Genomic DNA, 17,384 nt, shown 5'->3' on the forward strand with positions numbered 1-17,384 from the left:
CTATGCTTGAGGAAGTTGTAGAGTCCAGACTGCTGCAGTCTTTTCATCGTGAGCCTTACCATAAGCAAATTGCTTAGCAGTGTAAAGGTTCAGGTCTTCCAAAGCATAGGTTTCTGTGTAACGACCAAGTGAAATACCACCACCTACAAAGGCATCGTAGCGACCTTTGACAAATGTAGTGACTTTACCAGCCGTCTGTGCCACGGATTCTACCAAGATAATGTTGAATGGCATCGCAGTGATGTAGGTTCCTTGAGCGTTCAATGAAGTATATTGTTTCTTCACATCCCAAGCATCGGCTGTATTAACAACCATTACAAGATTGCCTTCAACTGCAACTGGAGTAGTTCCATCAGCTTTTGTTGAATGGTATTTACATACTTTTGTCAATTCTTTGACTACGGTTGCTGAGTCGGCGAAAGTCAACTTAGTAGTTTGAGCTTCCTTTTCAGCATGAGTTGTATGGTCTCCTGAAACAGTTCCTGTAAGAGTACGAGTAAGTCCGATAGGTTTATTGTCCCCATCGCCGTTCAAGTAACCAGCTTCAAGTGCGACTGCATAGGCTTCTGTGATTTGAATAGAGATGAATTTTGCCAACCAGGCTGGTCCAAATTTTTCAGCATCTTTTGGAATTACAACGAAAGCAGTCAATTTGTGTTGGATTGCTTCTTCTTCGTTGAATTTTTGTTTGAGTTGCCCTTGGATTTCTCCGTTGATTTTACCCCAAACAGCCTGACCTGTTTGCTCTGATTTGAGGAATTTCAAGCGGATACCAGCATTTTTAAGACCGATATGTTGAAGGAGTGGGCGAGCTTGCACCAGATCTTCAAAGATGTGGTCAATAATTTCTTGCGGGATGAATTTTTCAATCCCTTCAGGTGCTGCCTTTTCAATATTATTGAAAAAATCGCGAGCTTCAGCAGTCAGCTTAGCATCGTATGGATTCAAAGCTGAAACTTCTTCGCGAGCAGCATCACGGGCTTGAGCCATCATTTCATTGGTCATGGACTCAATCATGTCATTGTATAGCTTCGCTTGTTCTTCTTGAGGAGCGCCATTTGTAACGGCATCCAAAAATGCCTGACGTTGTTTTTCAAATTGATTAGATAATGTCATTGTCATTCTGTTTTTCCTTTCTTAAAACATAAAAAGACCGAACCCTTTAGGTACAGCCTTGTTTGTGCTATTTTCTGGACTTTCTGGAAGATTGAATTTCTTCTGTACAAATTCGCTATTTTCGAAAGCCTCTTTTTCAATTTGTGTATCTGGCAGTTTAGCTTCTAGTTTTTCAGCTACCAGTTCTGCGATTTTATCGATATCCGGTGTCATTGCTGACCTCATTTTCTCAATAAAATCACTTGGAATCATAGGAGTTTCACTCGCAACCAAAGTCGGAGCGACTTCGTTTGTAAACATAATCTTGTCTACAAATCCGTGATTCAAAGCTGATTCAGCATCAAACCAAGTAGTCTTGTTCATCAAAGCAAGCAAATCATCCAAAGCTTTACCAGTCTTATGAACATAGGCACTAGCAATAGATTTGTTAAACCCTTCTAGTACACCAGCTTCATGAAGCAGGGTATTATGGTCTCCATTTACTTGCGTTGAAACATTGTGGATCATGATTTGGGCGGTCGGACTGATTTCAACCGTATCTCCTGCCATTGCAATCACGCTTGCTGCGCTTGCTGCAATACCGACAATCTTCACGGTCACGTCACCAGGATACGAGCGTAGAGCAGTATAGATTTCGCTACCAGCATAAACGTCTCCACCACCCGAATTGATATGAACCTCAATCGGTTCACCACTTTCAGGAAGGACAACATCTTTCGGAGCGGTTGCATCCCACTCAAGCCAATCGTAAAGCCATCTGTCATTGTTTGATACAATCGTACCCTTAATCGGAATTACTTTCATCTTCTTTCTCACCTCCTTTCTCTAACTGTTCACCAAGTTGATAGTTTTTGGTGATGAGGAATTTATCGCCACCAGGGACAGATTCTAAGCCAAGTTCAGAGCGCACCTCGTTTCGAGTCATCGCACCAGAAGAAATAAGCTTATCAATGTTTTCAGCAAGTGCAAACTTATCTCTCTGACCTTCGCCAATGATTACAAATAGATTATCGCGCTCGTATTTCCGTCTTGACACTAAAGCAAAATTAAGCCCATCACTCATTTTCTTAACGAGTGATTGGTAGCAATAACTATTAAACATTTTTTGGCTATTTTCAAGATTGGCCATGTCTCCATGAATTAAGGTTGTTGGAATCCCTAAGATATCAGCGACCTCATCATCAAATTGCCGACGAAGTTTCTTCAACTCATCAACAGAGATATTTGAAGTCCCTGTTGTATTCGTATGCTCAGTGTATTCCATTCCATCTTGAGCTGGAACAATCGCAATCGTTTTAGTACTAAACGATTTAAAAAGACCATCTGCATATGATTGGAGTTTATCACGCATCTGCTTATCAAAACTCCCATTGTTTTTGGTTTTCAGAGTTCCTCTGATTTGATTATTCCTAGCCAAGGCCTCGACCAAACGAGTGTGCAATTTCTCGTAATCAGCGAATAAGTCAGAGATATAATCTTGCAGTCGATTGTTGTTGTACTGTAAGAAAATGACTTCACTCATCCGAAAACGCTTCTCAAAGGTGTATCCTCTACAAGTTACAAACTCAAACACATCATCATAAACAGCATATTTAGTCCGTGTGTAAGAGTCGGCAACCAACAACTGGTCATCAGTTGTAAGAAAGATTAGGACCTCATTCTTAGTAATCAACCTGTAGACAACCTTTTGCCAAAATTCTGACGCAGATTCGTTCTTGTTCGGTCTTACATTCAGCAGATAGTCCCAATCAGAAGACTTAGCCTTACCGTTTTCTTGATACTTAAATACTGACTTAGCGAAAATTCGAGCGATGAACTCAGCTGACTTATCAATCGCTAAGCTTTTAAGTTGGAGGTTCCCAAACATCCGCTCAAGATCCTCAAACTCAAAACCAACCTCTGGCACTTCACGCTTAAATAAATTCAGTAACCCCAATGCACTTCCTCCTTTCTTTTAGTTTCTGCCGACCACCCACCCAAATTAATTTTTAATTAAAACTCCCAACTATCAATCATGTCGAGAAATTTCCCGACATTCGACTCTTGCACTAACTCTCTCTTGTAAAGAGCAGCGATCAAGGCATGGAAACCATCCGTCTTTCTTCTGACAGGCTCTTTCTTCAAGAAACGTTTATTGCCATCCTTGTCCTCTTTGACGTAGGTATTATCCGTATACCAAATCATAGAGTTATCATTCTCAAAGACAAACCGTTCATTCGCAAATCCATCTTCGATAATTGGCGCAACCTTGGATTGGATAGCCCCTGGATTTCTCAAGAACTCATATTCAAACCCAGCCTCTTCCAAAAGAGGTTTTAACAAATCCATTCTAAAACCATCGGCACAAACTAGCTCTATTTGATAGTCTTTGCTCCATTCATTTAGTTTTTCGACCAATAAACGAGGGTCAATACTAGGACCGTCCACAATGGTGAATAAGCCTCTATCTGCCCATTCCTGAATAGGGGCTTTCAGCTTAAAAGCTTTTAAAAATGATTTTCGTGCAAATGAATGTTGCTTCCAGATGAACTCATCACCATTTTTGAAGAGCAACCCAACGCTCGCAAAGTCTCGGATGCTCGCATAGTCAAACCCAGCCACACATGACCGACCTTTCAAGTCGATACCAGGAGACCGCAAACAAGCAACTAGCTTTTCTCGAGAGGTAACATCTTTCTCAAGGTCTGCTTCAGGAAGGTTCATCCGTTTTGTCATAAACTCCTGACGGCCAGACGGTTCCAACTCAAGGTCGTCATAGTCAGCCTTGGTTCTAGCAAGTAGCCTTTTAGCATAAGGAGTACTTTCATCCAACATCGGATTTGCCTTTGGCCAGTTCTTCATATCATCCACTTCATCCGCATTGTCTAGCTTGCAGATAAAAGGGAACAACCTAAAGTCATCAACCTCTCCATTCAAGATTTGCATAGACTTCTCTATCAGTTTGTCGTAAAATCCCTCACGTACATATCCATTCGTCCCGTTGTAGAATGTTCGAGCATGAGCAATCTTACCAAGACCAGACCTTTGGACCTTAACAGCTTTATCATCTTCAAATTGGTGAATCTCATCAAACTCAAGACAGCCATCACGAGCAGAGTCCATAGTCTTCGGATTATTCGTCCGAAAAGAAAAGACCGAGTTGTTAGCTCGACCTGTAATAGACATTTTAGTTAGATAAAAATGGTCCTCAAGACCACGCCTTTGAATGGTCTCATAGACTTCCTCAAACGAAACCTTCCCCTGTTTCTCAGAGTTGGCAGTGATAGTCACATCATAATCTCTGATAGGGTAGATAGGACTGATAAAGAACGAGGATCTGGCTGACATAAAACCATTCTTACCACCCCCACGAGCAAGAGTGTATAGATACTCGTCAAAGTGCGGCTCCCCGTCTTCCTTTCGAAAAAGAAAAATGAACGGAGTCAAGAAAAGTTGATACTTAGCCAAAGGGAAAAAGTTCTTTTCCGCAAAACGAATGAACTTGTCAATTAAGTCATTATCAAAATATAGATCATCACGAGGATAGATTTTCTCCCTGATGATTTTAAACAACAGCTTCCTTTCCTTGTTGACAACGATTTCTCCACGTTCGGCCATTTTGATGTAGTCATCAACCAACGGATGAGAAATCATAACAGATCACTTCCAGACGTAGGTTTCTCAACAGGAGAATTTTCCACCTCAAAATCAAACGACCGCTCAATTTTCAAAAGCTCGCTGTTTATTTTGTTGATTTCCCCGACGAGAGGATGCGATTTTGTGAACATTTGCTGACCGTTGCGAACAATGTCAATTAGATCTTCTTCATTCAGGCGAGCTGTCATATTATAAAACAACCTGACAAGATAAAGATATCGATTCACTTTTTCGTACTGGATCGCATCCTTTTTTCTAGGACTAAAGTAGCCGATTTTAGAAAGTAGCTGATTTTCTAATTCTTTTATATTTTTTTCTGAGTATTCTTCCATTACCCCCCACCCCCTTAATTTTTTGTTAAAAATTTGGACAGTCGAGTGCAGACCGCTTACCGACGTCTTTGAAAATTTCCGATTTTTTTGACCGGGGGGTATTTAAGGTTCGTTCACCTAACCCCACCATTCATCTTTTCGGAAATTTCTGTCATTCTTATCAAAACGATCATGCCTCTTATTATGACATGCTTTGCACAGTGTTCGTAGATTATCGATATCAAGCGCAAACTCTGGATAGAACTCTAGTTCCTTGATATGGTCAACCTCTAAGTTAGTAGTCGTGACCTTGCCTTCATCTCTGCACCATACACATTCATAATGATCTCGTTTAAGTGTTTGCCTTCTTATCGATCTCCACTCGCTGGAATTGTAAAACTGGTTTCGTTCTTCTCGAGTTGAAACTTTAATCTTCAATGAATCATCCTCGCGATTTCATATAGTCCATCTGTATCTTTTATCTTATCAATTCATTCTCTTAGCAAACCTAACATACTTTTGTAAACCTCGCTAATTTTACTCTCTCAATTCCTTGTTTTACATATTCTAGTGAACTCGCTACATGAGTTTTAACTCAGATTTATCAAGCGTTTATCCTGCATACATAAAATGAAATCATCATAACCTCAAAACAATGAATTGATGTCAAAATAAAAAATTAAAAGCCCTGAAACTTCGTCATGGCTCTGTCTTGTGAATCTTGGTTTTTGCCTATGTATCTTAGTGAAATACTCTGACTCGAATGGTTCAGTAGATCCATTATCAGAGCGACATCCTTTGTTTGCTCGTACATGAATAAACCAAAGGTCTTTCTCATCGAGTGAGTAGCTATGTTTTCCAGACCAACTTCTTCAGCAGCTCTTTTGATAATCTTATAAGCTGTATTAGGTTTTATATGCTGATGCTTTCCGTTTCGGCTTGGAAAGAGGAAGTCTTCATCTTTCTTATCTTTGATGTACTGCCTCATAGCATTCTTGAATTTCTTTGGCATCTTTCGTTTGGTTGGCTTGTCTGTCTTTTCGTCGACGATCTGGACATGCCAACCTTTAACATGCTTTACTTTCAGTTTAACAATATCACCGATACGAAATCCCAGATTAACACCAGACAAGAAGAGCATGAGGTTACGTTGTCTATCTGACTCTTTGACTGCGCTATGCTTCGTCAGCCATTCAATCATAAGCTGAACATCATCTCTATTTCTGATTGGCTCAACAACTACCACATATCCTCACCTCCTTTTTAGTGCACAAAAAAGCAGAGGTTTTCTCTCTGCTATTCTTCATGATACTAATTTACCACATTGTTTTTGTCAATTCTATATGTTTTTTTGACAACTTCACATAAAGAGCAAATTTGCGAGCGTATCAAGAATGACTTCACGTCTTCTGTAAATCTGCTTGCTATGCCTGTACAAGTATCCAGTTTCTCCATTTTCCATGATGTGCCAAACTTGAATCCAGTCATATCCAGTATGTTCTCCCCAGCGAAGATAAAAGATTTTTTTGTCATCTGGTTCTAGATTTTCTAGTAATTGGTAGATAGCATTTTGGAGATTTTCTAGCCTTAAAATCATAGGATCGCTTGCATAAGCAACTGCTAGGTTCTCTGATCTGTTGACAAACGTACCACTGCCACTTGCTCCAGTATCATCAATGCCTGGTACAGTTAAATGCTTAACCTCGTACAATCGTTCTAGCTCATGCCTTCGTTGGCCAATAATCTTGTCAATCTTTAAATATTTATCATCGAGTTCAAACTCGAGATAATCCCTTCGTGTTTTTGTTAAGTTCTTTTTGACCAAACCTTACCTCCCATGTATCTTTTAGATTTAACCCATTTAATGATCTTACCATCGTTGTTGAAATAGTCTGGTAGTCTTCTGTTGAACTTTCCTTGTAGACCGCTTTTTCGACTACCTGGATTGCAGGCATCATTTCATCATCTATCCACCCAACAAGCCAAGCAGGGTTTACATCATAGGTTTTAGCAATCATTTCAATTTGCTTAATGGATGGATATCCACCTCGTTCGTACAAATGAATTGTGTTTTGTGAAACACCCGTATCCCTAGCCATATCTTTGACAGAGATACCTAGGTCCTCTCTAAGTTCTTTTAATCTTAGTTCCATGCTATGGACTTCCTTCCTAAGTAATTATTTTGTTAAATTCTTCCAGACACATGTTCGACCAAATAAAACGATTGGTTTCTAAAAGTTTCTCGCTCCCCATTTTTTCAATTCTTTGATAAAGCCTAATCTTAAACAACGCTTGATTTTGTTTCGAAAACCTAGTTCCTTTTACTGGTAATGTTGCTATAAACGATAATGTTTCGCCATAAGCACGAATTACACATTTTGCTAATATATCACTGTTTTCACCTTCTCTAACAACAATAGACACATTAATTGGTTCGTAATTTAAAACTTCAGCGAGTTTGACTCTATCTTGTTTGTTGTCTGTCTTTTGAGAGCCTAAATATGGGTATTTTTTAGGTTTCATTCTTTCTCCTCCAAAAGCTCTGGGTTTTCGTAGATGTTGCCAATGATTTCAATTGTTTCAGAAAATTCTTCAGCGTATTCCTCGAAATATTCAACATCAACTCCGTCTGAAACAAATGTTTCTCTACCATTATCAACTGTATAGAATCCCAAAGTTGGATGTCTCTTTATATCCGAGACGTCTTCACCATCGGTAATAATATCCCCCTCAAAGATTTCTTTACCGTTTTTATCCAAAAGGCCCGTTGACTGCATGAGGTCATAGTATTTGATATCCTCTTTTACAACGTTGCCATTTTTATATGTTACTTTGATGACTTGATCATCCAAGACTATTGCATCAACTTGAACCATTTCTTTGAACTCTTTGTCCCATGCTCTAAATTTTGGCACTACCATTTTATAAATCCTCCTCTTTCACAAACACTCCATCAATCATTTTCCCTTTTCGGTCCTTGATAACTTCATAAGCTTCTCCTAAGCAACTTTCAGCTGTAGTGCCATTACAAAATGAAACCGTACTAATCACACTATCAAGAAACATCAAATCTGCTTTGATTAAAGGAATCTGTGTCTCATTGTGACTGACATGAGCATATAGCTTCTGAGCGATATTACCCAGACTAGAAACCATCAGCAACAATTCAAGTTCCTGTTGATTGGCTGAAATCTGAGCACCGTTCTTGATCTGTTGTTCAAGCCCAATCAATACTACCTGGATATCTCCAAGCGCATCGTAAATCAGTTCAGATTTATCCTTTGCAATGCCTTCGAACAATTCTCCTGACTCTTCCATCAACTTCAAGAACTGCTTGACTGGATTTGCTTCATGTAGATTTCTGTCAACAAACCACTGTTGAACCTTTTCTTCCAAATTCATTTTTGTATTCATCTTATTTTTCCTCCACTTCTTTAAATAATTCCATAGTCTTAATAATTTTTTCTAACATGGATTTGTGTAGCGTGATGTAATTATTTTTCTTCACCTGTTCGCAGAAGATACAAATTCGTTTGCCAAAATAATTACAATTTTCAGTTGAACGGTAACTTTCATCCGCTTCAATTTCTTCTTTATTAGCTGAACTAACAAGAATTACTTCATCAGATTCTTTCCAATCAGGAATTCCCAGGCATTTGTGTACATTTTCAAATGCTAAATCCATTAAAATATCTTTAGCCATTATTCTCCTCCGTTTTCAAGGTCACGGTCAACAAACCATTGTTGAACCTTGTTTTCTAATTCTGTGTTGTTCATATTCTTCTCCTTAAAATAATTTTATTTGATTCTCATAAGTATCAAGTCTCTGTTTGGCATGGTTAAAGATTCTTTTGTCAAGCTCGCAACCGACATACTCAAAACCTAACTCCTGACAAGCAATCAAGCTACTTGCTGAACCGACATGAGTATCAAGAATCTTATCTCCAGATTTTGCGTAGTTTTGCAGCAACCAAAGATAAAGATTGATGGGTTTTTGAGTTGGATGAATTCTAACCTCATTCAAAGCCTTGTTTCCTTGCTGGATATGTCCTTCAGATATTGACTTCCCTTGCATCATACCGTTCCACATATAGCGAAACATCCGTGTACTATCATGTAAACTGCAGTACGCTATCTCACAATCTGAGAAACTTGACTGGCCATTAACTTTATCCCACACAATTCGACCAGGCCCAAAAGAGTAGTTGAAGTAGTTCACACCCCAAATGATTTGATTTTTTGAAACTCTAAAAAGTTCATCAAAATAATCTCCATTTGGAATTTGCCACTCTGAGGTTTCGCCATACAGTCTGCTTACACCTATTGGACTGACTTTTCGTCCGTAAAATTTTCTTTTTTCTGGTCCGGAAAAATACGGTGGATCAACAATAGCTAAATCAAAATAGTTGTCAGGATATCTTTTCATGACGTCCATGCAATCTTCGTTAAGAAATAATTTCAAGTCATCACCTCATTCCAATTCCTTTGCTATTGCAGCGATAACATTGACTGTCACGCTATTTCCTGCTTGTTTGTATAATTGACTGTTGCTATTTACTTCTTGAGCTTTGTCAAATGCCCAGTCAGGAAAGCCTTGTAATCTCCAACACTCACGAGGTGTTGGCTTGCGAATACGATAACCATATGATAAATGATTATTTTCGTGATAGCTATTACTTGTCAGTGTAGGAGCTATTTCATACACTCCACCCTGATTATAGCCATGACCACGTTGAATAATTTTAGGCTCGAGCCCTCCCCCTTGATAGGCTCTGATAGTTGGTGCGATGCCGTCTGTTTCGTAAACCACTCCACACTGATTAAAATTGGGTTGTAATATCCCAAATTGTTTTATAGTATTACTTTTTATGGCTATTTTTTGCCCCTCTCCCTTATTCGTTGTGAGCGTAGGAGCCAAGCCGTCAGCTTGATAGACTTCTCCATTCATACCATTTCCTGATGGGTTAACGTTTCCTATTTTCACGACTGATTGGCTACTAGTTGACTGACTTTCTCCGCCGAGAGGAAAAATTCTTCTGGTACGTTCTCCTCTAAGATGTCCGACAATGAACACACGCTCTCGATTTTGGGGAACTCCAAAATTTTTGCTGTTAAGCATTTGCCATTCCATGTTGTACCCCAATTCATCCAAGGCTCCGAGGATGGTCTCAAATGTAGCTCCTCCGTCATGGTTGAGAAGTCCTTTGACGTTCTCAAGGAATAAATATCGAGGTCTGAGAATAGATGCGAACCGTGCAATTTCAAAAAACAAAGTTCCTCGTGTATCCTCAAAACCTCGTCTGTTTCCTGCAATTGAGAAAGCCTGGCACGGAAATCCTCCACAGATAATGTCCACACGTCCGATTCTTCGAATAGACTCATCTGATACTGTTGTGATGTCATGTAGCTCTATTTCTCCTTCTGTGTTATGTATCGCTTTATAACTGGCTCTAGCGAATTTATCTATTTCACAAAATCCTATACATTCATGACCAGCGGATTCCATCCCAAGACGAAAACCACCAATTCCTGCGAATAGATCAAGAAATTTCAAATCCTCACCTCATCCCCAACTTTCACCGTATCATAAACTTCCTTCGTAACTACGAAAATGCCGTAATCACGAATTGTGATTGTGTACAGCTTGCCATGTCGTCCTTTTTCGACGACTTTACCAAATATTTCAGCTCCTGCGTTATCAGCCTTGTAGATAACCATCGGCTTCTTTTCTTCTAGTTTTTTAATATGGATGCTCTGACAAATGTTCAATCCAGCAGATAGCAGAATCCATACTGCGATGAATCGTTTCAATCTGTAACCTCCTCAAAGCGCCCAGCCTTTTTTGGACTTATTTCTTTTGAATATAGGATTCTTCTTTTCTTTTTTCTTCTGCTTGAGATAATCGCTATCTTTGTTGAAGATAATATCTTCATCTTCAATCAGTTCAGTAATGAAGTATTTATCCATAATAATTTCTTCCATCACTCCACCTCTTTCAGATCATTTCTTACTTCGCTTAGATAATGTTGAAAAACAATATTACCAGCGCATTTTCCAATCAATTCGTCTAGTGCTTTCTCAATAACTTCATATCTAGTGGAATACCCATAGTATAGTTTTAATGCTTGGAGGTGTGCGAAAAGATCATCTGGCAAATTAACTATAATTTTCCTCATCACTCCACCTCCTCAATCTCAATCCCCTCACAATCGAACACCCAGCCGAAGCCTGCGTCTTCAAGTTCTTTGCGGGTGAACTTTGTTTTGTAAGTACGGTTTTCTTCTGAACTTGAAAAAAGCCATTCATTTGAATGTTTTTCGCAGTTCAAAGTTTCGTGATTTCCACAAATACCTTTCACTTTCACCAAATACCGCTTCTCTTTCTCGACCTCGTAACCGTCAAGCCATGCACGAGCGAAGAGTTCAGAATTATCATAGTACCATTCTGCGACTCTGTCAGACATGTTCCCGTCTATTGATTCGGAAAGTGTGTAACACAAATTTTTCTGTTCTGTGATAAATTCCGCCACAAACTGTGGAATCACTGGTTTGTTCAATTCTTGTCGAATCTTATCAGCATCTTTCAATTGATTACCAACCCATGCTCCCTCAAGTTTTCCTTGTTCGTAGCCCTCACGATATTTCATCGAACCGTAGTCGCTCCCTAATTCTTTTAGAATGTCATTAAGCCATCTGGCCTGTGTCGTTGGGTCAAACCCTCTAATTCGACCAACAACATCTTTTAATTTGAACGGCAATGCCTCTGGTTCGTCCAAAGACCGTAAGTCTTTCAAAACCAAATCAACCGAGGTCACTTTCTTCTTGCTAGCTTTAAATTTTTCATAGCGTTCAATTAGTCCCTGTATGTTCATCTTCCCTTCCTCCATAAATCAAATAAACTGCAATAACTAACTGTGACATGTTTGGTGAATAGCCAACCCAATCATCAAACTCCTTAGATTTTGGCAACCAATCCTTAGTAGCACCAAAATCATAGTCTTTAGGTTTTTCATCGGCGAAGATACATTCCATCGCTCCCATAAACATCATGCCATCTTCTGTCATTTCCCAGAAATAGTCCGCCCTGTCTTTCACTGCTTGTGGTAAATCTTGTTTTGGAGGCTTGTGCTTCCCTTCTTCTACCGACCAGCCGTATACTTCATTAACTTTTTTCTTTAAATCTTCCATCATCTTCGCTTCCTCCAACTTGTTTTCTAAAAATCCAGCTCTTGCCCCTCATGGCTCGAAGACACAAGAGCTAGCAAATTCTTTATACGCCATTCGTCCAAGTCTGACGCATATCCTAGCTCGCTTTTAACGTGGTTCGCGGCACGTTGATTTTGTCGCCAAATAATAGCAATCTACAGCACCATAATCAAAACGTACATCATCTTTTCCGATATATTTTTTGAATTTTGGTCTGGTAATACCTGAGAAAGCCCATTGATGGTCTTTCATCCGTTCGATAAGTTCATCCACATTGTTAAAACTCCCAAGGAAAAAACTTGCAGTGCCCATTGTAGACGAAATAGAGATTTAATAACAAGGTGTCCCACCTCTCTAAAAATAATCTTTCCTTTTGTTTTTCAAGTCATTAAATACCATCAGATGATCATTGTCCACACCCTTCATCAACCGACTCATAAACGGCCGACCGTAGCGTTTCTGAATTTCTTGTGCAGTCAAATTAGTCGTGATAACCGTATTGGCCCTTTTGTTGAGAATGTTGTAAAGAATACTAAAGGACCACTCACTGTCCTTCTCCATACCAAGATCATCCAATACCAAAAACTTTGCACTAGCGATTTTATTGACCAGAAACTCTTCCTGACTAAAGTCCGCCTTGATTTTCATTAACAAGTCAGTGACATTGATAAAAATAGCAATTTCTTTTGTAGCTTCTGATAAAGCTTTCATCATTGCAAAAGCAAGGTGGCTTTTACCCGTTCCAGCTTCTCCTTGAAAAACAACATTGTTTCTCGCTCCACATGCCCACTCTCTACAAATTTTTTTGGCAAACTTCAACTTTTCAGCCTCTTTTTCAGTGGGTGTGTCAAAGTTATCAAGAGTAGCATTTTTCAGTACATCATCATAGAGAGAGAATCTCTCAAGATAGAACTTCCGCTCTCGTTCATGCTCAGCCTCAGCCAACTCATTGACCTTTATTTGATTCTCTGCATGGATCCGTTCTGATTCACATAATCGACAAAGGACATCATTTGTCCGGAGGATTTTGATCAAGGGAATCCCATGCTTTTCGCAAATTTCAGCCTGCTGTTCAGTATTTCTATGGTAAGATAAGGCCATCTCCTCTAGTGCATCAGTTACCATGATACCTTACCTCCGCAAGCCTGCCAGCTGGCCATATCTGACAAGCAAGCAGTGACGGTAGAAAGAGATTGTTTTGCAAGCAGTGACTTCTTTTCCTCGCTTATCGGATAAAAGTCATCTTCAAATTGCTCGATAAGTTCTAAAATCCCCATTCGTCTGTCGCCTCCTTGCCTGATTTTTTTTCTTGATGTTGTTTTTGAGATTGTTGAACCTGTTCAACTGTTGTAACCTGATTCAGCTGCCAATTTCTTAAAATTCCACCAATGTACTTGATGTTAGGCTTACCTAAATTAATAGCTATCTTCAATGCTTCTTTTACTAAATCGACATCATTTTCGTTCAAAAGATGATTGATTTCCTCAATCTCAAAACCTGATAGCAATCTACGGAACTCAGATTGGAATAATTCAAGAATATTTTCGTTACTACTAGTAGTAGTAGTTATACTCTTATCTTTATCTAATCTATTCTCAGTCTTATCTCCTTCTTCTTCTAGTGCGTTACCGTCCGTTACTGTAACGTTACATGTAACGTTACCAAGAGCAAGATTTTTCTGCTTCTCTCGGTGTCTTGCCACACGATTCCGTGTTTGTTCCTTGATTTTTTCCATGCCATCAATATTTTGATGTTTTTCCCAATTTGGCAAAGTAATGACACCGTCAATAATCTCAATCATCCCAAATTGCTCAAAGACTCCCAGGGCCATTCTGACAGTGTTTAGAGGCCTTTGAAAAATTGTAGCAAGCATTTCATCAGTGTAATGAACCTTATCTGACATCATCAAAAGCCCGTTGCGATTATGTTTACCAGCGAGAGCTAGGATTTTAAACCATATAACTAAAATGGCATCATGATCTGGTAGTGCATCAATAAGACGTATTTTTTCATCGTCAAAAATGTCAGTCGTAATCTTAATCCATTTGATTTCAGACATAATTTCCTCCAATCTGCATCATGCCCTAGCTCCCCATTTTCGTTGATTTCTACGAAAATCCATGGTCATTTCTTTGTAGAGCAAGCGCCCATTTTCTTCTAAAAGATTCGCATTTTGACTTCTTAGAAGATCATTGTTACCTGCTTCTTCCAGGTAATCCTGAGCTAGCCTGTCATAGTCTTCGATACATGTCCGAAAAACTTGTGACACGTCCTCAATCGTTGAAGGAAGGCCGACAGGAGGTTGAGAATCATAGGTGAATCCTCTATCACAGTTTTTCAAGTTTCTTCTTGCAACCTCTCTGAAATCTTCAGCTTCTTCAATGATGATCACTGTTTTTTGTTTAGTTTCTTCTTCATTTTTAACAGTCAGTAACATCAGAATAAAGATCCCGATAAAGATTGACACTAATCCAAGCAGCTGGCTTGATAAAGTTGGTTCAAACATTTTTATCTCCTTATGCTCTTAATTTTCGTACTTGTTTTTCTAACTCTAAAATCTCATAAACATCATTGACATCGTACATAGTATCTTTCCCTTGCTTACGAAATCTTAAGCCTTTTCGTTCTAGCATCTTAACATATCCGTGAGTGAAGCCGAACTTCTTCATCAAAGCTTGTTGATTGATTGGCATGCGATCATTCTCTAACTGCTCCTTGACCTGCTTTTCAGCAAAGGCCAATAATTGATTCGTGAACAATTCAGCACTTTCGCCGTCCAATCGTAATTGTAATGTTATACCTTCCATTTTCTACATCCTCTCAACTATGCGGGCAAGCATTTTTGTGATATAATGGTTTTAATTATTTAAGTATGCGCCTGATTGCCGTCAGGTGCTTTTTGCATATCTCGTTTTCGTTCACGAAATAAATTGGTTCTGCACTTAATTTTTCTATTAATCCCCCTTTCTAAAAAACACTAACTCCTTGTTTTTCCCAATAATCTATGTACTCTTGTTGTGCTTGTCCGTTATATCCACACGCATGGAATGCCAAGCCGTAATTACTATCACTTTCTTTTTTGTCTAACAAAACTTCTAATTCTGATTTGACGAATTTTTTTAACGCTTTTAAATCGCCACATGGATAAAAAAACTCGTACCCATCAATTACTAACTGCCATACCCACCCAAGAGGCGTTTTGTTATAAATGTATTTGATTTCCATTTTCCTACTCCTCCCTACGCTTGACTAAAAGCGTTCAGTTCCATAATCTTCATCTTGGTATTAGTGCTTGGCTCCCACGTCATCCAGTAAGCTAGAGCTGCATCCGCATACTTCTTGGGTAGCAAGTCATAGCGACTAATATTGAAATGATCCTTAAAATCAATCTCAGCTTGTCTAAAGACTGACTGAGCAAAAATCTTATCAGCATAAGCTGGGCTATCAATACCACCCAGGCATGCCACAACCCTAGCCTTACGCTTCTTCAGGAGCGACTGAGCATAGCTCGGATGAATCGGTTGCTCACTCTTGAGATAGTCGATGTCTTCAATCATGCTAGCCTGTTGCTCACGCAATTTCTTTTGCCCAGTAAATAAAGCAATAAAGGCATCCTCATCCAAGTCCTCGCGGATAAATCCGCCCTGCTTGCGAATAGCTGGCAATACCTCTGATGTTACCCAGCGCTTGAACTCTTTAGCCTGGGGCAACTTGCTGGATAAGATAAGAGAGTAAAGACCAGATTCGTTGATGATCAACATATCCTGTGTTCCACCACTAGTAGGGATGCCCTGTTTTAGGGCGTCCTCTTCATCAACGTGAAGAGCAATTGCATTTCTAGCCTTGCTATATCCTAGGATGTCTGCAACATCTTTCCCAACGAACCACGGCTCGTCATCGATTGTCAAAGTACGGACTTCCTGTCCGTGAAAATTAAATATTTCGTTCATATTCCTCTCCTTCAGCATCTAATTTTTGTGATTAGGTGTTTTTTGTTGCATAGCACGTTTTCTGATATCTTTCCTCAAACAATCAGCTAAGTGAAGCACATTCGGGATCTTGCTTCCTTTGATGCTACTAATAGCTCCTAAAGCTTCATAGTAGGTCTCTGTGTGTTCCAAAATATCATCAACCATATTTAAAAATGTTTCTCAATAATTTCTTTGATGAGATCATTATTTTGTTTCTTTTCGTTCATATTTAATCCCCTTTCTGTGAGTCTCGCTTATTCATTCATACTTCTCCTAAACTATGATTTAATTCGTATTTATTGCCTAAAAAAATAAAATCCTTTTCAACATTGTATAGTCGAGCAAGTTTTTCTAAAAGATCCATTGGAATTTTTGAACTATCATGCTCATACTTCAACAGTGTTTGTTGATGGATATTAAGTTTATCGGCAACTTCTTTTGCAGATAAGTTATAATTTGTTCTTATTGCTCTCAAAGTCATTTTCGGCACGTTCCTACCTCCTTATTTTTCTATTTATTCCTCGCAATTCTGCTATAATAAAGCTAGAAAGGAGGTGAAAATATGAGTAAAAATTTTGATGATTTTAAAAATTCTACCTACGCTACTTTAAAGACTACGATTTCTGGTGATGTAAATGTCGTTTTAGGAATTATAGAAACTTTGCTTCAAGCTCAAGCAAAAGATCTAGAAAAAACATTTACCAACCAAAAAATCAATGATTTGCTGAAGCGCATTGATGAGTTAGAGTCTCAAGTCGATGAACTCTCAAAATAGCATCATCTAATTCCTTCTCAGATTTTTCTTGCTTTTTTTGAGTTTTGGCAATAAAGTCTGAGTAAGCATTTTCCCACGCCTTGACTATTTCCGTAGTCGAGGCTTTTATTTTTCCACTATACGGATAACGTTTTGGTCTCATTTCATACCGTCTCACTTTCCAGCGCCCTGAGTTCTATCTCATGGCTGACTTGTTTTAATAGCTTCTCACACGCTATTTTAGCTTCTCTGTACGTTTTAGATTCGCTGATGAAGTGATCAGCAAGTTCGATGATTTTATCTTCCATCAATACCTCCTATATCAGCCCCAAGACTGATGTAATATCCTCCTAAATTGCTATAATAATCTTGACTATGACCTCTCACCGTT

Annotated in this window: 30 protein-coding genes and 1 pseudogene; 1 reads left to right on the plus strand and 30 read right to left on the minus strand. The window is 39.0% G+C overall.

Annotated elements, in window-relative coordinates; translation table 11 throughout:
• The 29 genes and pseudogenes from RRU92_RS00695 to RRU92_RS00835 all read right to left on the minus strand — a co-directional run bounded on the left by RRU92_RS00695 (position 1) and on the right by RRU92_RS00835 (position 16,729).
• Positions 1–1,122 carry a phage major capsid protein gene (locus RRU92_RS00695; protein ID WP_315639932.1) on the minus strand — a complete coding sequence of 374 codons (1,122 nt, stop codon included), beginning with the start codon at positions 1,120–1,122 and terminating at the stop codon, positions 1–3.
• Positions 1,123–1,137: 15 nt separating this feature from the next.
• Entirely contained in the window at positions 1,138–1,920 is a 783-nt protein-coding gene (locus tag RRU92_RS00700; RefSeq protein WP_315639933.1) for a head maturation protease, ClpP-related, read from the minus strand.
• Positions 1,901–3,052 carry a phage portal protein gene (locus tag RRU92_RS00705; RefSeq protein WP_315639934.1) on the minus strand — a complete coding sequence of 384 codons (1,152 nt, stop codon included), beginning with the start codon at positions 3,050–3,052 and terminating at the stop codon, positions 1,901–1,903. Before RRU92_RS00705 ends, RRU92_RS00700 begins: the two co-directional genes overlap by 20 nt.
• A 56-nt stretch (positions 3,053–3,108) precedes the next feature.
• Positions 3,109–4,749 carry a terminase TerL endonuclease subunit gene (locus tag RRU92_RS00710; RefSeq protein ID WP_315639935.1) on the minus strand — a complete coding sequence of 547 codons (1,641 nt, stop codon included), beginning with the start codon at positions 4,747–4,749 and terminating at the stop codon, positions 3,109–3,111.
• Complete coding sequence (locus tag RRU92_RS00715; RefSeq protein WP_315639937.1) at positions 4,746–5,084, minus strand: hypothetical protein; 339 nt, start codon at positions 5,082–5,084, stop codon at positions 4,746–4,748. The genes RRU92_RS00710 and RRU92_RS00715 overlap by 4 nt, the downstream gene beginning before the upstream one ends.
• A 117-nt stretch (positions 5,085–5,201) precedes the next feature.
• Entirely contained in the window at positions 5,202–5,501 is a 300-nt protein-coding gene (locus RRU92_RS00720; RefSeq protein WP_315639938.1) for an HNH endonuclease signature motif containing protein, read from the minus strand.
• 241 nt (positions 5,502–5,742) lie between these two features.
• On the minus strand, positions 5,743–6,309 hold the full coding sequence (locus RRU92_RS00725; RefSeq protein ID WP_036756769.1) for a tyrosine-type recombinase/integrase: 567 nt from the start codon (positions 6,307–6,309) through the stop codon (positions 5,743–5,745).
• A gap of 114 nt (positions 6,310–6,423) precedes the next feature.
• The gene (locus RRU92_RS00730; protein ID WP_315639944.1) at positions 6,424–6,888 is read right to left on the minus strand and encodes a hypothetical protein; all 465 of its coding nucleotides are present in this window, start codon (positions 6,886–6,888) and stop codon (positions 6,424–6,426) included.
• The gene (locus RRU92_RS00735; RefSeq protein WP_315639945.1) at positions 6,839–7,216 is read right to left on the minus strand and encodes a helix-turn-helix transcriptional regulator; all 378 of its coding nucleotides are present in this window, start codon (positions 7,214–7,216) and stop codon (positions 6,839–6,841) included. The genes RRU92_RS00730 and RRU92_RS00735 overlap by 50 nt, the downstream gene beginning before the upstream one ends.
• Before the next feature lie 16 nt (positions 7,217–7,232).
• The gene (locus tag RRU92_RS00740) at positions 7,233–7,586 is read right to left on the minus strand and encodes a hypothetical protein (protein WP_315639946.1); all 354 of its coding nucleotides are present in this window, start codon (positions 7,584–7,586) and stop codon (positions 7,233–7,235) included.
• On the minus strand, positions 7,583–7,984 hold the full coding sequence (locus RRU92_RS00745) for a YopX family protein (protein WP_315639948.1): 402 nt from the start codon (positions 7,982–7,984) through the stop codon (positions 7,583–7,585). Before RRU92_RS00745 ends, RRU92_RS00740 begins: the two co-directional genes overlap by 4 nt.
• 1 nt (position 7,985) lies before the next feature.
• A complete protein-coding gene (locus RRU92_RS00750) occupies positions 7,986–8,477 on the minus strand; it encodes a MazG-like family protein (RefSeq protein ID WP_315639949.1) in 492 nt (163 codons plus the stop codon).
• A 1-nt stretch (position 8,478) separates the two neighbouring features.
• A complete protein-coding gene (locus RRU92_RS00755; RefSeq protein WP_315639950.1) occupies positions 8,479–8,766 on the minus strand; it encodes a hypothetical protein in 288 nt (95 codons plus the stop codon).
• A gap of 84 nt (positions 8,767–8,850) precedes the next feature.
• Entirely contained in the window at positions 8,851–9,525 is a 675-nt protein-coding gene (locus tag RRU92_RS00760; protein ID WP_315639952.1) for a DNA methyltransferase, read from the minus strand.
• 9 nt (positions 9,526–9,534) lie between these two features.
• Positions 9,535–10,617, minus strand: coding sequence for a DNA cytosine methyltransferase (locus RRU92_RS00765; protein ID WP_315639953.1), 1,083 nt, complete (start codon positions 10,615–10,617; stop codon positions 9,535–9,537).
• Positions 10,614–10,874, minus strand: a complete 261-nt coding sequence (locus RRU92_RS00770; RefSeq protein ID WP_315639954.1) for a DUF1372 family protein — start codon at positions 10,872–10,874, stop codon at positions 10,614–10,616. The genes RRU92_RS00765 and RRU92_RS00770 overlap by 4 nt, the downstream gene beginning before the upstream one ends.
• Positions 10,875–10,886: 12 nt before the next feature.
• The gene (locus RRU92_RS00775; RefSeq protein ID WP_285304790.1) at positions 10,887–11,045 is read right to left on the minus strand and encodes a hypothetical protein; all 159 of its coding nucleotides are present in this window, start codon (positions 11,043–11,045) and stop codon (positions 10,887–10,889) included.
• A 193-nt stretch (positions 11,046–11,238) separates the two neighbouring features.
• Positions 11,239–11,934, minus strand: coding sequence for a DUF1642 domain-containing protein (locus RRU92_RS00780; RefSeq protein WP_315639956.1), 696 nt, complete (start codon positions 11,932–11,934; stop codon positions 11,239–11,241).
• A complete protein-coding gene (locus tag RRU92_RS00785; protein WP_315639957.1) occupies positions 11,912–12,253 on the minus strand; it encodes a hypothetical protein in 342 nt (113 codons plus the stop codon). Before RRU92_RS00785 ends, RRU92_RS00780 begins: the two co-directional genes overlap by 23 nt.
• 123 nt (positions 12,254–12,376) lie before the next feature.
• Positions 12,377–12,608, minus strand: a pseudogene (locus RRU92_RS00790) (hypothetical protein).
• Between the two features lie 14 nt (positions 12,609–12,622).
• Complete coding sequence (locus RRU92_RS00795; RefSeq protein WP_315639958.1) at positions 12,623–13,393, minus strand: ATP-binding protein; 771 nt, start codon at positions 13,391–13,393, stop codon at positions 12,623–12,625.
• Entirely contained in the window at positions 13,387–13,545 is a 159-nt protein-coding gene (locus RRU92_RS00800) for a hypothetical protein (RefSeq protein ID WP_315639960.1), read from the minus strand. Before RRU92_RS00800 ends, RRU92_RS00795 begins: the two co-directional genes overlap by 7 nt.
• Positions 13,533–14,327 carry a phage replisome organizer N-terminal domain-containing protein gene (locus RRU92_RS00805; protein ID WP_315639962.1) on the minus strand — a complete coding sequence of 265 codons (795 nt, stop codon included), beginning with the start codon at positions 14,325–14,327 and terminating at the stop codon, positions 13,533–13,535. The genes RRU92_RS00800 and RRU92_RS00805 overlap by 13 nt, the downstream gene beginning before the upstream one ends.
• A gap of 18 nt (positions 14,328–14,345) precedes the next feature.
• Positions 14,346–14,774 carry a hypothetical protein gene (locus tag RRU92_RS00810; RefSeq protein ID WP_315639964.1) on the minus strand — a complete coding sequence of 143 codons (429 nt, stop codon included), beginning with the start codon at positions 14,772–14,774 and terminating at the stop codon, positions 14,346–14,348.
• A gap of 10 nt (positions 14,775–14,784) precedes the next feature.
• Positions 14,785–15,075 (minus strand): hypothetical protein, encoded by a 291-nt coding sequence (locus RRU92_RS00815; protein ID WP_315639965.1) that lies wholly within the window; start codon positions 15,073–15,075, stop codon positions 14,785–14,787.
• A gap of 160 nt (positions 15,076–15,235) precedes the next feature.
• Positions 15,236–15,493, minus strand: a complete 258-nt coding sequence (locus RRU92_RS00820) for a hypothetical protein (RefSeq protein ID WP_261070085.1) — start codon at positions 15,491–15,493, stop codon at positions 15,236–15,238.
• A 14-nt stretch (positions 15,494–15,507) separates the two neighbouring features.
• Entirely contained in the window at positions 15,508–16,218 is a 711-nt protein-coding gene (locus RRU92_RS00825; RefSeq protein WP_315639966.1) for an ORF6C domain-containing protein, read from the minus strand.
• A gap of 18 nt (positions 16,219–16,236) precedes the next feature.
• Positions 16,237–16,404 (minus strand): hypothetical protein, encoded by a 168-nt coding sequence (locus tag RRU92_RS00830; RefSeq protein ID WP_315639968.1) that lies wholly within the window; start codon positions 16,402–16,404, stop codon positions 16,237–16,239.
• Positions 16,405–16,501: 97 nt separating this feature from the next.
• Entirely contained in the window at positions 16,502–16,729 is a 228-nt protein-coding gene (locus tag RRU92_RS00835) for a helix-turn-helix transcriptional regulator (protein WP_315639971.1), read from the minus strand.
• A 72-nt stretch (positions 16,730–16,801) separates the two neighbouring features.
• On the opposite strand from RRU92_RS00835, the gene RRU92_RS00840 reads away from it, so the two are divergent.
• A complete protein-coding gene (locus tag RRU92_RS00840) occupies positions 16,802–17,014 on the plus strand; it encodes a hypothetical protein (protein WP_315639973.1) in 213 nt (70 codons plus the stop codon).
• A 143-nt stretch (positions 17,015–17,157) separates the two neighbouring features.
• Here RRU92_RS00840 and RRU92_RS00845 read toward each other — a convergent pair whose 3' ends face one another.
• Complete coding sequence (locus RRU92_RS00845; protein WP_315639975.1) at positions 17,158–17,301, minus strand: hypothetical protein; 144 nt, start codon at positions 17,299–17,301, stop codon at positions 17,158–17,160.
• Positions 17,302–17,384: the final 83 nt, after the last annotated feature.

This window comes from Streptococcus sp. DTU_2020_1001019_1_SI_AUS_MUR_006 (genome assembly GCF_032340315.1).
In the GTDB taxonomy this organism is placed as follows: domain Bacteria; phylum Bacillota; class Bacilli; order Lactobacillales; family Streptococcaceae; genus Streptococcus.

Bases quoted from the DNA above. Each gene is read 5' to 3' on its own strand.
- RRU92_RS00695 (WP_315639932.1), bottom strand. From the start codon at position 1,122: ATGACAATGACATTATCTAATCAATTTGAAAAACAACGTCAGGCATTT.
- RRU92_RS00745 (WP_315639948.1), bottom strand. From the start codon at position 7,984: ATGGTAGTGCCAAAATTTAGAGCATGGGACAAAGAGTTCAAAGAAATG.
- RRU92_RS00845 (WP_315639975.1), bottom strand. From the start codon at position 17,301: ATGGAAGATAAAATCATCGAACTTGCTGATCACTTCATCAGCGAATCT.
- RRU92_RS00715 (WP_315639937.1), bottom strand. From the start codon at position 5,084: ATGGAAGAATACTCAGAAAAAAATATAAAAGAATTAGAAAATCAGCTA.
- RRU92_RS00750 (WP_315639949.1), bottom strand. From the start codon at position 8,477: ATGAATACAAAAATGAATTTGGAAGAAAAGGTTCAACAGTGGTTTGTT.
- RRU92_RS00710 (WP_315639935.1), bottom strand. From the start codon at position 4,749: ATGATTTCTCATCCGTTGGTTGATGACTACATCAAAATGGCCGAACGT.
- RRU92_RS00795 (WP_315639958.1), bottom strand. From the start codon at position 13,393: ATGGTAACTGATGCACTAGAGGAGATGGCCTTATCTTACCATAGAAAT.
- RRU92_RS00840 (WP_315639973.1), top strand. From the start codon at position 16,802: ATGAGTAAAAATTTTGATGATTTTAAAAATTCTACCTACGCTACTTTA.
- RRU92_RS00810 (WP_315639964.1), bottom strand. From the start codon at position 14,774: ATGTTTGAACCAACTTTATCAAGCCAGCTGCTTGGATTAGTGTCAATC.
- RRU92_RS00825 (WP_315639966.1), bottom strand. From the start codon at position 16,218: ATGAACGAAATATTTAATTTTCACGGACAGGAAGTCCGTACTTTGACA.
- RRU92_RS00785 (WP_315639957.1), bottom strand. From the start codon at position 12,253: ATGATGGAAGATTTAAAGAAAAAAGTTAATGAAGTATACGGCTGGTCG.
- RRU92_RS00830 (WP_315639968.1), bottom strand. From the start codon at position 16,404: ATGGTTGATGATATTTTGGAACACACAGAGACCTACTATGAAGCTTTA.
- RRU92_RS00805 (WP_315639962.1), bottom strand. From the start codon at position 14,327: ATGTCTGAAATCAAATGGATTAAGATTACGACTGACATTTTTGACGAT.
- RRU92_RS00820 (WP_261070085.1), bottom strand. From the start codon at position 15,493: ATGGAAATCAAATACATTTATAACAAAACGCCTCTTGGGTGGGTATGG.
- RRU92_RS00780 (WP_315639956.1), bottom strand. From the start codon at position 11,934: ATGAACATACAGGGACTAATTGAACGCTATGAAAAATTTAAAGCTAGC.
- RRU92_RS00735 (WP_315639945.1), bottom strand. From the start codon at position 7,216: ATGGAACTAAGATTAAAAGAACTTAGAGAGGACCTAGGTATCTCTGTC.
- RRU92_RS00800 (WP_315639960.1), bottom strand. From the start codon at position 13,545: ATGGGGATTTTAGAACTTATCGAGCAATTTGAAGATGACTTTTATCCG.
- RRU92_RS00740 (WP_315639946.1), bottom strand. From the start codon at position 7,586: ATGAAACCTAAAAAATACCCATATTTAGGCTCTCAAAAGACAGACAAC.
- RRU92_RS00815 (WP_315639965.1), bottom strand. From the start codon at position 15,075: ATGGAAGGTATAACATTACAATTACGATTGGACGGCGAAAGTGCTGAA.
- RRU92_RS00700 (WP_315639933.1), bottom strand. From the start codon at position 1,920: ATGAAAGTAATTCCGATTAAGGGTACGATTGTATCAAACAATGACAGA.
- RRU92_RS00755 (WP_315639950.1), bottom strand. From the start codon at position 8,766: ATGGCTAAAGATATTTTAATGGATTTAGCATTTGAAAATGTACACAAA.
- RRU92_RS00775 (WP_285304790.1), bottom strand. From the start codon at position 11,045: ATGGAAGAAATTATTATGGATAAATACTTCATTACTGAACTGATTGAA.